This is a genomic window from Pseudomonas sp. BN411, assembly GCF_029871235.1.
GTDB lineage: Bacteria > Pseudomonadota > Gammaproteobacteria > Pseudomonadales > Pseudomonadaceae > Metapseudomonas.
In genome coordinates this window covers 38,448-52,549 of the sequence record NZ_SSOM01000068.1, presented here as the reverse complement: position 1 = coordinate 52,549, position 14,102 = coordinate 38,448, and the positions used below count along the sequence as shown (strand labels likewise).

At 56.8% G+C, this 14,102-nt stretch carries 13 protein-coding genes; 11 read left to right on the top strand and 2 right to left on the bottom strand.

The features are described from left to right. Positions 1–84 precede the first annotated feature (84 nt). Positions 85–1,740, bottom strand: coding sequence for an ATP-binding protein (locus E8F06_RS15265; RefSeq protein ID WP_280368691.1), 1,656 nt, complete (start codon positions 1,738–1,740; stop codon positions 85–87). A 125-nt stretch (positions 1,741–1,865) separates the two neighbouring features. Here E8F06_RS15265 and E8F06_RS15260 point away from each other — a divergent pair, with 125 nt between their 5' ends. From E8F06_RS15260 to E8F06_RS15240, 5 genes are all read left to right on the top strand, one after another. Continuing rightward, a complete protein-coding gene (locus tag E8F06_RS15260; RefSeq protein WP_280368689.1) occupies positions 1,866–3,299 on the top strand; it encodes a hypothetical protein in 1,434 nt (477 codons plus the stop codon). A gap of 86 nt (positions 3,300–3,385) precedes the next feature. Beyond that, positions 3,386–3,583 (top strand): AlpA family transcriptional regulator, encoded by a 198-nt coding sequence (locus tag E8F06_RS15255; protein WP_280368687.1) that lies wholly within the window; start codon positions 3,386–3,388, stop codon positions 3,581–3,583. A gap of 329 nt (positions 3,584–3,912) precedes the next feature. After that, positions 3,913–4,590, top strand: a complete 678-nt coding sequence (locus E8F06_RS15250; protein WP_280368685.1) for an inovirus Gp2 family protein — start codon at positions 3,913–3,915, stop codon at positions 4,588–4,590. 58 nt (positions 4,591–4,648) lie between these two features. Beyond that, the gene (locus E8F06_RS15245) at positions 4,649–4,951 is read left to right on the top strand and encodes a hypothetical protein (protein WP_280368682.1); all 303 of its coding nucleotides are present in this window, start codon (positions 4,649–4,651) and stop codon (positions 4,949–4,951) included. A 102-nt stretch (positions 4,952–5,053) separates the two neighbouring features. Continuing rightward, on the top strand, positions 5,054–7,198 hold the full coding sequence (locus tag E8F06_RS15240; RefSeq protein WP_280368679.1) for an NERD domain-containing protein: 2,145 nt from the start codon (positions 5,054–5,056) through the stop codon (positions 7,196–7,198). Between the two features lie 113 nt (positions 7,199–7,311). Here E8F06_RS15240 and E8F06_RS15235 read toward each other — a convergent pair whose 3' ends face one another. Beyond that, entirely contained in the window at positions 7,312–8,187 is an 876-nt protein-coding gene (locus E8F06_RS15235; RefSeq protein WP_280368677.1) for a WYL domain-containing protein, read from the bottom strand. A 129-nt stretch (positions 8,188–8,316) separates the two neighbouring features. Between E8F06_RS15235 and rmuC the strand changes: the two genes are divergently transcribed. From rmuC to E8F06_RS15205, 6 genes are all read left to right on the top strand, one after another. Continuing rightward, positions 8,317–9,891 carry a DNA recombination protein RmuC gene (gene rmuC / locus E8F06_RS15230; RefSeq protein ID WP_280368676.1) on the top strand — a complete coding sequence of 525 codons (1,575 nt, stop codon included), beginning with the start codon at positions 8,317–8,319 and terminating at the stop codon, positions 9,889–9,891. A gap of 1 nt (position 9,892) precedes the next feature. Further along, positions 9,893–10,276 carry a hydrolase gene (locus tag E8F06_RS15225; RefSeq protein WP_280368674.1) on the top strand — a complete coding sequence of 128 codons (384 nt, stop codon included), beginning with the start codon at positions 9,893–9,895 and terminating at the stop codon, positions 10,274–10,276. Next, positions 10,273–10,920 (top strand): peptidase M15, encoded by a 648-nt coding sequence (locus E8F06_RS15220; protein ID WP_280368672.1) that lies wholly within the window; start codon positions 10,273–10,275, stop codon positions 10,918–10,920. The genes E8F06_RS15225 and E8F06_RS15220 overlap by 4 nt, the downstream gene beginning before the upstream one ends. A gap of 238 nt (positions 10,921–11,158) precedes the next feature. Next, the gene (locus E8F06_RS15215) at positions 11,159–11,371 is read left to right on the top strand and encodes a hypothetical protein (protein ID WP_280368670.1); all 213 of its coding nucleotides are present in this window, start codon (positions 11,159–11,161) and stop codon (positions 11,369–11,371) included. Between the two features lie 45 nt (positions 11,372–11,416). Next, positions 11,417–11,734, top strand: coding sequence for a hypothetical protein (locus E8F06_RS15210; RefSeq protein WP_280368668.1), 318 nt, complete (start codon positions 11,417–11,419; stop codon positions 11,732–11,734). A 2-nt stretch (positions 11,735–11,736) separates the two neighbouring features. Further along, the gene (locus tag E8F06_RS15205; RefSeq protein WP_280368666.1) at positions 11,737–14,100 is read left to right on the top strand and encodes a DEAD/DEAH box helicase family protein; all 2,364 of its coding nucleotides are present in this window, start codon (positions 11,737–11,739) and stop codon (positions 14,098–14,100) included. The last annotated feature ends 2 nt before the right edge of the window (positions 14,101–14,102 follow it).

Below are 14,102 nucleotides of genomic sequence, written 5' to 3'. Positions count from 1 at the left end.
CGGTTTCTTGGTGCGTTGACCTGGTGCTCACAAGCCTTTGGCGGCCATTTATCTGGGTGGCTTCGGGCAGTGGTCATGAGCGAGTTATTTCTTTGAGCTAATGTGCTTCGAGGTAATGGGCCTAAGCGAAAGTAGTTTCTCGTAGCTTTCTGGCGTAGGCATGGGCTCGTTGATGTCCTGGGTTGTTGATGGGTGGTTTTCAGGCTGCGTGTTTATGGTGCTGTGGGTCTCGGTGGCGACTATGGCCGGGCTTTCGTTTGATGTTACGTCATCCTCCCTTGCTACCTCCCGAGGGCTGTCCATTGGTGAAATAGCATTGCCCTGAGATTGCTGGCTCGGTGGGCAATTAATCGAGTCGCCTGGATTGCAGCCAGGGGCCAGTCTCGCCATTTTCTCTCGCATCGATTCTCCCTGAAGATGAAATTGATGCGGGGCGTATGCGAGTCGGTCTATCAGCATCCGCGCTGCTTCGTTATCCCTGATCAATTCGCGCCACTGGCTTGGATTTGTGCAGCTGGCGACAAGGGTTGAGCGGCACTGCACGCGCGAGTCGATAATTTCCAGTAGGTCTTGGTACTGGCTGGTTGTCAGCTCTGTCAGGTCGAAATTGTCGATGATCAGTAAGTCAAAGTCAGACAGGACTTTGCGGGCTTCTTGAAATTTCTTGCTGTCGCGTGCAGTTGCGAGTTCGTCAAGGAGGTCCCCTTGGGAGTAATAGCGCACCCGCCATCTTTTCTCGCAGGCCTGGCGGCCGAGGGCACAGGCCAGCCAGGTTTTGCCTCTGCCTGTCATGCCAGTGATGATTACGTTCTGGTGGCATTCAATCCATGTGCATGGCTCTAGGCTTCGGAGGCGGCCTATGTTTAGGCCACGCGCAGGATGGGTGTCTATCGAGTTCAAACTAGCTTCAAGATTGCGGAGGCATGCTTTCCTTAGAAGTGTATCGATGCGTTTAGCGCGATGAGTAAGGGGCTTGCCTTCGCGCATATGGTTCAGGCGCAGCTCTATTAGTTTAAGGTCTGGGTAATTGGCGAGCTGGGTCAGGCTGCGTACTCCAAGATCCTTGGTGCCGAGATTTTCAAGTTCCCGTCGCAGGGCCTCGCTCAAGAGCTTCTTGCTGAGATCTTCTACAACTTTCGCTGGTGGTTTTGCTGGGGTGAGCCCCTGCTGCCTGGCTTGCTCCAGTTGAAGCTCAAGTATGCTCTGGTCCACCACGCTCTCCCTCAGGAGCCGGTTCAGAGCATCAATCGCCTGGGTCTTGCGGGTGATTTCGGCCTTCAGGCTGTCATGTACCTTGCCCGCGTCGCTTGCCTTGAGACTCAGTCGTCGTTCGATTTCATTGGTTTGTTTCGTTCCGCATGCCAGAAGCAGTTGCAGTGCGTCATCTACTGTCATGGGCAGGGATCTTGACCGGGCGAAGTCGTCCAGCTGCTTCTTCGTGGCCTCTTGGAGTACAAGGCTGCGAGCCCGCTTGCCCCCTTTCTTTGCGCTGTATTTCTTTTGCGACCAGGCACGACCGAGCTTTTCTCTCAATCCCTTCTGCTTCTCGTCGTTCTGGGCTCTTTCGGCCCATTCCGTAATTTGTTCATAGATCTCATGCCAGCCAGTTGAGCTGATGACTTCGACAGGGGCGTTCGGGTGCGTCTGCTTGAGTATGGCTGCGTGCTTGTTCAGGTAGTCCTTTGCCCAAAGGAGCTGCTCGTCGTTGTTTCTGTTTAGCCAGTGAAGGTGAGGGCGCATTGCAAAGCTCCGGCTTAAGTTGGATAGATTATTTATCATTAGTGATATCACTGCTGATTAAATTTCTATTAACACGGTGTGATATCATTAAATAAATCTAAATTTCGATCAGGGGCGTGGGAGCTATGCATATAGCTTTCGTCCAGATGAAGGGCCTCGGTCTTAGTCCTGAGGCCAGGGCGCTGTTTGCGAGCTATCTGCGGGTCTACGCGGGGCGTCCCATTGGGCGAACCGAGGTCCAAGCGTTGTCTGTCGGGTTGCGTCAGTCGACTCCTGTTTCCAACCGTGCTTTGGATGAATTGCAGTCACGCGACTTCATCAGGATGGCCAGGGTCGCTGAAGGAAAAGGACGCCCAAGAGACTCGCTCGAATGCACGGAGCGACTGCTCGAGAGGTTGGCTGCGGAGGAAGGTGGGGCGGAGCAGTGTCCGCTGTCCCATCTGGTCGACCAGGTGTTACACCCTGAGAATCAGATACAGGGGCTCACTTCGATTGCGACAACGAGCCAGGCCGCTTTGGTAGATAGTCCGGCACACCGAAAGGTGACTGCGCGCAAGCGACTTAAAGGCAAAGCCAGTGCTACCAACCGCCTCCTCCTTGCTGTTTTGCTCTGCTATGCAGACCGTTTTGGTGTTGTTCGGTCTACGGGGTTTGCGGCGTTATCCGATCTAACTGGATTGGGGCGGGAGTCACTTAAGGCGCATCTGCACAAGCTTAACGAGCTGGGTCTGATCAGCCACAAAATTGTTGGATTCAGTGGCTCCAGACTGCTCGGAAGCTGGGATACGGTCTACTTCTTAAATCTTCATCATCCGAGCTTGGTCGCGATGCAACCCCAGTTGGTGACCTTGGTACTGCAAGCTGATAAAGCATCGTACGGAGGCCAGTCGACTGAGGCGGGCAAGATTATTTCGCTAGCAGACTTGAGCCGCGGAGCGCGGTTTGACTGGTCCAAGCACGACCTTGAGTTTTTGGGGCTTACGCGTGATTTTGACCATTTGGCCGCCTTCTTTGTCCCCCAGAGGAATCTGCCCGGAGGGGTGGATGCTGTTGCTTCCGCTTTGCAGTTTTTGTTGGACGGGTACGCCTCTCGCCTTCTTTCGACACGATGGAGCCAGTTGTCGAAAGACACTTTTTTCGTGGATGAGGCGTTGATGGCCTGTGCTAAAGCAGATTTCAAGCCTCGAAGCCGATCGCTCATGTTGTATGACGGAGTAACCGAGCAGTGCGGCGGTCAGTTTCTATACGAGGTTTCCTTTGCACTGGCTTGCCGACTCAAGCAGTTATTACTTCCCCTCGAGGAATTGGCGTTCGATGAGATGCAATTTCAGGTGCTACCGCCAACTAACCCGGTTGCCTACCAGGGGGTGCGGGCTTTGTTAGCCCTCCCCAAAGAGCAAGAGTTCTCGGGAGCGTGCTTTGTGGTTCAGGCGCTGAGGGGCGAGGCGACGTGTGAGCGACTGGAGGCAATACTGGCAATCGACCTAGATCAGCGTGCCAGCTATGGCTTGCATACTAAATTTAGGGCCCTGAAGCGCTACGGGTCCTCTGTTAGCTAAGTCGTGCCCCGACCAAGAGCTGAGCTGAAAGTAATTTTCTACAGCTTTCCCCAATCCTCTGAACCAATACTCAGAGGTGCTGTATCGTGAAAATCATCCGCCTGAAAGACGTCATCGACACCACCGGCCTAGGCCGCTCGACCATCTACAAGTACATTGCTGAGGGCACATTCCCCAGGCCAGTTTCGCTGGGTGACCGTTGCGTCGGCTGGGTTGAGAGCGAGGTGCAAGACTGGGTCCTCGCTCGTGTCGAAGAACGAGACGAAGGACGATACGATGAGTGAAGCCATAGGAAGTCGGGCTCAGGCCCGGCTTCCTATGGTTTTAAGTCGGAGTGGGTGAGTCTTGGGGCGGCTGCAGGATTCTGATTCGAATGTTCGGGAAATTCCGGAGATTTTCTTGGTACTGATGTCGGCGCGGGCAGTCTGCTTTTAGGGGCATTTCCATGATCATCCAGATCACTAATCCACCCGTATTGCCCACAGCTTAATCTGCCTCGGCGTTTCACCTTGTCGTAGGGCATTGAGATCGAAGCACTGCCCTGGGCCTGCCGTGTTTGGTTAAAAAATATTCCGTTGCAGGTGGTATGAAACCAATGCAACGGAGTAACCCCATGTCTACCCAGGCCACCCCAAAGCGCCATCCCGGCAATAGCAATCTGACCCTCTGGTGCCAGCCCGACTACTATGGTCTGCCGCTGATGGTCGAGAAGGGCCCCTTCATTACTGAGTACCTGGAGAAGTTCCAGCTGGTCACCGAGAAAGCGCTCATGGCTTATCCTCGCGTCTTCGCAGCTAGAGTCGACTTGAAGCTTCCTAGCGGCTATCGCATGCCCGACGACTTCGTGCACAACACGGTGATTCGACGCTTCATTGACTCATTCGGGGCGCAGCTGAAAGCCGATCAGGACAGAGCCGCACGTGAGGAGCGGCGTGTTCATGCGACAGAGCTCCGCTACTTCTGGGTGCGTGAGGTTAGCGGGCAAGGTCAGCCCCATTACCACTTCGCGTTTATGCTCAACCGGGATGCTTATCACACGCTGGGTAGACTGGAGACTGAGCGAGTCAATATGTTCCATCGCCTGCAGGAGGCTTGGGCCCGAGCCTTGCAGTTATCCATTCTTGACGTCAGTGGTCTGGTGAACGTACCGGACAACGCCTCCTTTCATTTGAACAGGGGGGAGGGCGATCCTGGATTGGCGGCCTTTTTTCACCGGGTGAGCTACTTCTGCAAAAACGCCACCAAGGAGTACTTCGGCCGTACTCGTAACTGTGGTTACAGCCGGATCTGACAGCAGAAATTCGGTCATCATGGGCTATAGTGCCCCCTCGACAAATTGAGGGGGCTTCATGGCAGTTCAACCGATTGGTGAGGCCGTCTTCGAGGCGGCTGGGCAGCCTTACCGCATCGCAGCAAGCGAGCTCAAACAACATGATTTGATTCAAAACAGCAGTGGGATCCTGAAGGACGACGGCGAAAACTGGTCCGTGTCCTTTACGGCCACTCACGCACTGGGGGACTTCACCTGGCTGGTGTCCTTTACCCTTGGAGGGACCGGGGACAGCGTGGATACTTACGAACTGGTGCGGCAGCCGGCTGGTGTGGAAATGCTCAGCGGCATGAGTTTCGAGTTGGCCGAAGACGACGAGTGATCCGCTTTAGCCGCGCGTAGTGCTCACGCTCACGTGATAGGCAGCCGCTTTCATGGCTGCGAAGGCTTCAGCTGAGCAGGTTCTATCTTTGGAGTTTTGTGGGTGGACGAGAAGGGAAATCGGTGCCTGCAGCATTACCTATCGATCTACACGGTCAGCCAGTCACTGAGCAGCAATGCGCAAGCACTGGATGAGTGCCTGCACCATTTTCTGGATCAGCGACCTAGCGGTAAGAATCTCTCTGCGTTTGATCGTGCAGTCGGCTTAACTTCAGCTCCGTTCTGGTGGGATGTGTCGGCGGTGCAAGGTGCTGGCTTGGCCAGCCTGGCCTTGAGTCGTGTACTGCATTTTGACAATGCAATCAGCGTCGAATTGCTTGAACATCTGGCAACACACAACCCCGAGACCCTTAGATGGGCAATTCGCTATTCGAAGCTTTTTGAGCGGCCTGACTCGCCTCTATGGGCTTATTTGCGTGCAAGCTTGATCAGCCTCGATTGGCAGATCTTCTTTGGTGTGTGCGATCGTCTGCTTGACCAGCTCAAGCCATTTGATGAGCTCATACGCCAAATGGAGGGCCAGCTAAAGCAGTTGTCGCTGCTGGAGTTGTTCTCGTACCTGAGCATCCTGGCCTATCAAGAACTCACCGGAGTGGGCGCAGGTGTTCCTGAAAGTAAGCAGTGGGAGGCTTACAACCGCATTATTTTGAGGAAGCTGCAGGTATGCGATGAGGAGCATTTCCGTCTTAGCGAGGTGCGCCTGGGGGAGTCCTTGCAGAGGCATCTGTCGCCTCTACTCTTCGCTGGTCCAGATGCATCAGCAGAGTGTCGATCCATCCTTGAGGCGCTGGCCGTTTTGGTCGAAGCAACTCAGGAACGGATCGACTATGAGGGTTCAATTGACTGGTTTTGCTTCGACCCCGAATGTCGTTACCAGCTCAGGCCTGGCCAGTCCGTGATCTTCAACGAATCGGATGAAGGGACTGTGCAGTGGAAGCGAACAGAGCGAAAGAATGAGCTTCTCTGGCACTACTGGATGAACCGCGCGGTTCAGGAGTATGTCGATTCCGGCATGGTCGATGAAATTATCGGCTCCGCCGAAAACCACGAAGCAAACCGGCTAGCGTTCATCAAGGCGATTCGCAGCCGGCTACTGCTTCAGCAAATCTATGGTCTGGGGGAGCAACTGTCGCTCAGCGACGGATCCCAGGTCCAGATGCATCATGTGCTTTTGGCCAGTGAACTGACCTCTGTCTTTTTTGAGCAAGCGTTCATTCGGCCGTTTCAGCGTCACTTCAGTGAGACGGGGGTTGTGGCTCACGCCCTTGGTCAGTTGGCATTGGATGGATTGCGCACAGGCGAGAATCGATTCCCCCTGACCTGGTCCGAGGCGGAGGAGAAGGTCCGGCGCATCAAGGGATGGACCGTCTGCACGGAGTTCCCCGATGGAGATACGGAATCGGCCAAATCGATTCTGAAGTTCTGGACCAGTGATCTCAAATTGCTGTGTCAGCAATTGAGGCAGAATCCGCGGATGCCGGCTCCGAGGCTGTACGAACGTCCCTTCTACAAAATCGGGCGCTACAGCTTTCAGTTTCCCTGGCTCGTGGCCCAGCAGAACAATCTGACCGCGGCCTTAAACAACCTTCGGCGGGTAGGTGCCCGGAGGGCTGATCTGCAAATAGAAACGCGGCGGGTAGAGCAGGTTCTGGCCGAAGCCTTCAAGCGCAGGGGGTTTTCCGTTGAGGTTGGCTATAGGCCGCCATTGATGGCGGATGAGGATGCGGGAGAGGTTGACTTGATCTGCCAACAGGACGGCATCTTGCTCTTGCTGGAAGTGAAGTCGGGCTATCTGCGTTCGACCAGGCATGAAGTCTGGCTCCATCGGACCAATACACTGCGCAAGGCTGCATGGCAATTGCGCCGAAAGCGCGTAGCGATTGTGGATGCGCTGATGAGTGATTCGGGGCTGCGTTCTCGATTGGGCTACGACGGTCAGCACCCAGAAGCACATCTGCATGCGTGGGTCGTTGATACCTCAATCGAGTTTGACGAGCAGGTTGTGGATGGTTTCAAGGTCATCTCTCGAGAGGTGCTCGAGGTTGTCCTACGTGACGAACGAGCCCTATTGCGCCCTTTAGACCAAGTCGATTCCGTTGAGAAAGGCTCGCTGTTTCCAGAGGGTTTTTCTGCTGTTCGATTCACTCGCGTCGTCGAGTCTGGGGAGCTCTGGCGAAGTCTCTGCTGAGCGCAGAATGGGGTTGGAGAAACATGATGCTGGCTTGAGGGGTTGTGCTCGGATTTGAGCGAAAACTAGCCCCATTGGTTGTTGCATAGGAGTGCTCTTACAGGCTCCGAACGTCAGTGATAGAGCCAGGCTCCCAGTTCATCGAGGTTCACCACTACAATCTGTTGTGCCGTGGCCTTGGTATGCACCTTGGTCGGGTCGATCTGGAATCGTTGCAGTGCGTACTGCACGAGGGCACCACGGGTTTCGATCCTAAGCTGGCCATCCTGCATGCCGTAGTCGGCTTCGATAATGGCCCTCTGCTCGGGCTTGAGGCGCGAGTCGGGCTCGATAATCACCTGCACTAGGGTGTACCAGCCCGGATCATTCTCTCGACCGTACTCCGTGCGGTCATCCATTAGTTCCGGAATGCCCCGGAAGCGGCTCAGCACGAAGTCGCGGTAGTCTCGATTTTTCTCGCAGTAGGCGCGCACATGCCAGCGCATCCCGGTATAGACCAGGGTGTGGGGAGCGATCAGGCGAGTTTCGCCATCTGGCGTGGTGAACGACACGTACTCGCACTCCAGGCGCAGCCCCTCGCGACAAGCCTTGAGCAAAGGCCGCAACACTTCGGGGCGTACCGTGCGGTCGGGTACGGCCAGCACTTCGGTGTGTGCATAGGCTAAGGCCAGGCCCTCGATATGTGGGGCGCGCTCGTGGTTCTGGTTCAGCAGATGCAGGTAGGCGCTAGCGCTGTCGTCAATGAACAGCGGCTTGAACTGCTTGCTGGGTACGTACCCCTTCAGGTGCTTGTCATATGTCAGGTTTTTCGGCGCGTGCTCGCTGATGTAGGTGTTGATGTCTTTCGACGCTTGCTGCCGGCTGATACCAAAGCTCTGTATCAGGTGTCCCGTTGTCAGTCGGCCTTCCCACCAGGCTACCGTCTCGATCAGGCGATAGCGCAACGCCAGATCCCAGCGTACTGATTCGATTGATTGCTTGCGCTTCATGGCTTCTCCATCTGCTCGAAAACTTTACCTGTACGGGTAAACACCGTGGATGCGTCGCTTTACGCTACATATCCTGATGGTGTCATTCAAGCCGGCCGTTATCGGCGGGTTAGCAGAAGGAGAAACGCTGTGACTGATATCGGAATGTCTGTGGGAGTACTCGCAATTGCCATGGTGCTGGCCTTGGGGGTGGCGCTGTTCTGGCAGCTGATGCGTCGGCAAGAGGCGCTGGAAGGGCTGCGGGATTGCCAGGTGCTGCTCGATCAGCAGCGGGTAATCAGCCAGCAGCAGGAGCTGGAACTACGCGAGCTGACCGTTGCAGTGCGGGCGGAGAAGGCGCATGTCGAGCAGCTGCAACGCCAAGTCGGATATGCCCAGGAGGAAATGGCCGGCGCGCGGGATGAGCTGAAGCAACTAGGTGCCAAACTGGCGGAAGCGCAGAGCCAGGCTAGCGCTGCACGTGCTCAGCATGCACAGCTTGTGCAGCAGCATGAAGAGCTCAAACAGGCTCACGAACGCCAGCAGAACAGCCATGAGGTGCTGCAGGAGAAGTTCGCCAATCTGTCCAGAGAGCACGCGACCCTGAGCAGTACACTTGAGCAGAAGCAGCAGCACTTTGCCGAGCAGCAGCAACTGCTGAAGGATAGCCGCGACCAGCTCAAGCTGGAGTTCGAGCAACTGGCTGGTCAGATCTTCGAGGCCAAGGGGCAGGCCTTCTCACAGCACAGCCAGCAGTCATTGGATGCGCTGCTCAAACCCTTCCGCGAGCAGATTGAAGGCTTCCGCACCAAGGTAGAGGACATCCACCACAAGGACGTGCAGCAGCAGGCCGCGTTGACCCAGGAGCTACTGCACCTGAAAGAGCTCAACCGGCAGATTACCCAGGAAGCCCAGGACCTCACGACTGCGCTCAAGGGGCAGAAAAAGGCCCAAGGCAATTGGGGTGAGCTGATCCTGGAGAACGTGCTGGAGCGCTCCGGGCTGATCCAGGGCCGCGATTTCGAGCGCGAGGTCAGCTTCACCGACGAAGAAGGTCGCAAGCGTCCAGACGTGATCGTCCACCTGCCTCAGGGCAAGCACCTGATCATCGACGCCAAGGTTTCGCTCAACGCCTACACCCGCTATATCAACGCCGAGGACGACACCGAGCGGCGCGTAGCCCTGGCCGAGCATGTGGCGGCCGTCGGCCAGCGCATCAAAGAGCTTTCCGACCGGCACTACTTCGACCTGCCTGGGCTGAATGCTCCGGAGATGGTCTTCATGTTCGTGCCGATCGAATCGGCCTTTGTCGAGGCGCTCAAGGCTGATGAGACCCTGTTCCAGAAGGCCATCGAACAGAACGTGCTGGTTGCCACGCCGACCACCTTGCTGACCAGCCTGAACATCGTGCGCCAGTTGTGGCGCTTCGAAGACCAGAACAAGCACACCGCCGAACTGGCCGAGCGCGCGGCCAAGGTCTACGACAAACTGCGTACTTTCCTTGGCAGCATGGACGGGGTGGGCAAGAGCCTGGAGAAAGCCCAGGACGCTTACAAGAAGGCCTGCGACCAACTGGTGCATGGCAAGGGCAACCTGGTCAAACAGGTCAGCGATTTCCGCCAGCTGGGCGTAGCCGTGAAGGGCGAGATTACCGAGGAGTGGGTTGATAGAGCGGATCTTGAGCTCAACCTGCTCGAACATGAGCCGGAGCCCGAGGAAGTCTGAGATGCACGTGCTCATCATGCTGCTGGCGCTATCATTCTGCGCATTCGTCCAAGCCGAAGACCGCGATTTGGACAATGACGGTCGGTGGGATTTTGGTCGCGGCGGTTCGGATCGCGACGTCGATAACGATGGTCGTTGGGACTATGACAAGGGCGGCAGTGACCGTGATCTCGACAATGATGGGCGTTGGGATTATGGCGCGGGTGGTTCGGATCGCGATGTCGATAACGACGACCGTTGGGATTACGACAAGGGCGGCACCGACCGTGATTTGGACAACGACGGTCGTTGGGATGGACGCATCGCTCCTCCTCCCAGCGTCTTGTATGCGGCAGCGGTGAGTCAGCTGCAACCAATACTTGCCCTCAGGGATGTAACCCAATGAACAAACCCACCACTGTCAAGGCGCTGGAAGATCTGGGCCGGGTGAAGCTTTCCACCCATTTCTACATGCGCGATTTCCTCTATTCGGAAATCAGCCAGATCGAGGGTATCCCCAATATTCCGGACTTCCCGGATCGAGCCATTGAAGCAGGGCGCCAGCTTTGTGAGCGGCTGCTGGAGCCGTTGCAGGACCGCTTCGGCCGACTTGTTATCCGTTCGGCCTATCGTGCTCCGGCAGTCAACGCCAAAGGCGCCGAGAACAACAACCAGTACAGCTGCGCAACCAACGAGAAAAATTACGCCTCGCACATCTGGGACTACCCCGATGTCGAAGGCTACTTGGGCGCCACCGCCTGCATCGTGGTTCCGGCGTTGCTGCCCTGGTACGACCAGAAAGGCGACTGGACCCCACTGGCCTGGTGGATTCATGACAATCTGCCCTACGCCAGTCAGTTCTGGTTCCCCAAGCTGGCCGCATTCAATCTAGGTTGGAGTGGTAACCCCAACACGTTGCCAAGCATTGGCACCTATGTCATCAACCCACACACAGGAGACAAGAAGGCGCTGGTGAAGGGGGGCGTGGCTGCATTGAATCTCGACCAGCGCAAACGCGTTGTTGAGCCTTGGCTCGTCAGCCTTGGCTGAGCCCGAACCAAAAGTTGACGCATGCGGTGGTGAAGACTTGCCGGTGTGACTCTTTGCCCTTCGTCTCCACCCAAACCCGCCTGAAAAGTTGACCTGTATGAACGCCCATTATTGGTGTGTCCAGTAAGGCGACATATCCTTCAGATGTGCCTGCCGGATGTGGGCAAGGGTGGAGCCCGCCGGTCACGGATGACCAACCTGACGGGCCGCGGATCGACGTCGGCAGAGGAGCAGAGCAATGGAACTCAGCGCACATGCCGTGCAGCGTTGCAGTCAGCGTGGCATCCGCATTCAGCAGATCGAATGGCTAATCGTCTTTGGGTGCCTCACCTGGAACCGAGGTGCGCGGGTGTACTTCTTTGACCGGGCGCATTTCCGGCAGATGCTGCTCGGCCTGACGGCCACGGAGCGGCATTTGGTGAGAAGGCCCGAAATAGCTACGTGGTGGTGAAGGACGACCAAGTCATCACCGTCGGGCATCGCCAGGCGGTGTTTTGTGCCAACAAGCCAGGGAGCCGCCACCACAGGCGAATTGATTGGCGACATGGGGAGTCACGAGTTGCTTGAGTTCTCGATCGGCAAACAACCGTTCGCGCAAAAAGTTCCATCTCGACGGTTTCCGATCTTTACCCATGAAAAGCAGGTGGATATTGTGATCGCAGTCGAATCATGGCTGGCCGCAGTACCTCAGGGATGGCCCCTCATCAGTGTTTCCGAGCGATCCGAGACGCGTGTCCATTCCTTGCTGCTGTCTAGCCGTAGCCCGAATCGCTTGCATGGGATGGCATGGCTTTACATGCTGCTTAGGAATTGAACATGGACAAGAAGTCGCTCTCGGAACGAGACATCTGCAGCAAATTTATCTCGCCGGCCATTGCGAATGCGGGTTGGGACCTGCAAAAACAGGTACGCGAGGAAGTCAGCTTCACCAAAGGCCGCATCATTGTGCGTGGCAAGCTGCATAGCCGCGGCGAGTCGCGCCGAGCGGACTACATCCTCTACCACCAGCAGAATCTGCCGATCGCTGTCATTGAGGCGAAGGACAACAAGCACTCCATTGGCTCGGGCATGCAGCAGGCGCTGGGTTATGCCGAGGCGCTGGACGTGCCGTTTGTGTTTTCCAGCAATGGCGACGGCTTTCTGTTTCACGACCGCAGCGGTACCGGCAGCCAAGTGGAAACAGAGCTGCGCCTTGACCAGTTCCCCAGTCCAGCCGAGCTATGGCAGCGCTATTGCCAGTGGAAGGGCCTTGAGGGCGAAGCCCAGCAGAAGGTTGAGGCGCCGTACTACGACGACGGCTCCGGCCGCATGCCGCGCTACTACCAGATGAACGCCGTCAACCGCACGGTCGAGGCCGTAGCGCGTGGGCAGGATCGCGTCCTGCTGGTTATGGCGACGGGCACTGGCAAGACCTATACCGCGTTCCAGATCATCTGGCGGTTGTGGAAGTCGCGCCAAAAGAAACGCATCCTTTTCCTGGCTGACCGCAACATCCTGGTCGACCAGACCAAGAACAATGACTTCAAGCCATTCGGCCAGGCGATGACCAAGATCGCCAAGCGGCAGATTGACACCTCCTACGAGATCTACCTGTCGCTCTACCAGGCTGTCACTGGCGCCGAGGAAGAGAAGAACATCTACAAGCAGTTCTCGCCGGACTTCTTCGACCTGGTGGTGATCGACGAATGCCACCGTGGCAGCGCCGCGGAGGATTCGGCCTGGCGCGAGATCCTCGAGTACTTCTCGAGTGCTACCCATATCGGCCTTACCGCCACGCCCAAGGAAACCAAGGACGTTTCCAGCATCACCTACTTCGGCGAACCGGTTTACAGCTACACCCTCAAGCAGGGCATCGAGGACGGCTTCCTCGCCCCCTACAAGGTGGTGCGCATCGACTTCGACAAGGACCTGCAAGGCTGGCGACCGCCCAAGGGCATGCTCGACAAGAACGGCGAGCTGATCGAGGACCGCATCTACAACCTCAAGGACATGGACCGCAACCTGGTGATTGAGGCGCGTACTCAACTGGTTGCGCAGAAGGTCACCGAGTTCCTCAAGGCCACCGATCCGTACCAGAAGACCATCGTTTTCTGCGACGACATCAACCACGCCGAGCGTATGCGTCAGGCGCTGGTCAACCTCAGCCCCGAGCGTGTAGCCGAAAACCGCAAGTACGTCATGCGCATCACCGGCGATGACCAGGAAGGCAAGGCCGAGCTGGACAACTTCATCAATCCGGAAGAGCGCTATCCGGTCATCGCCACCACCAGCAAACTGATGACCACCGGCGTCGACGCTCAGACCTGCAAACTGGTGGTGCTGGACCAGCACATCAAGTCCATGACCGAGTTCAAGCAGATCATCGGCCGGGGTACCCGCATCAATGAGGACTACGGCAAGTTCTGGTTCACCATCATGGACTTCAAAAAGGCTACCGAGCTATTCGCCGACCCAGCCTTCGACGGCGATCCGGTGGTGATCTATAGCCCCGAAGGCGACGAGTCGCCCGTGCCGCCCGAGAGCCCACTGGATGGCGAGGACGGCATTACGGGCGGCATGCCAGATCAGCCAGGTGATATCGAATTCACCGGAGAAGAGGAGGGCAAGAAACGGATCAAGTACGTCATCGACACCGTCCCGATCTCGGTGATTGCCGAGCGTGTGCAGTACTACGGCCCGGACGGTAAGTTGATCACCGAATCCCTGCGTGACTACACCCGCAGCTGCGTGCAGAAGCAGTTCGCCTCGCTCGACGACTTCCTGCGACGCTGGAACGATGCTGAGCAGAAGAAGGCCATCATTGATGAGCTTGCCGCCAAGGGGATTTTCTGGGAGGCACTGGCAGAAGAGGTGGCAGCCAAGCGTGGCCAGCCGCTCGATCCGTTCGATCTGATTTGCCATGTCGCCTTCGACCAGCCGCCGCTCACCCGCAGGGAACGCGCCGAGCAGGTGAGGAAGCGCAATTACTTCGCCAAATACTCAGGCGCAGCACGGCAGGTGCTGGAGGCGCTGGTCGACAAGTACGCCGACACCGGCATCGAGCACATCGAAGACATCAAGATTCTGCAACTAGCGCCCTTCAGCCAGATCGGCGCACCGGTGGAGCTGGTTAAGGCCTTTGGCGGCAAGGCGGGATACACCAAGGCTCTCCACGAACTGGAAGAGCAACTCTACGGATAACC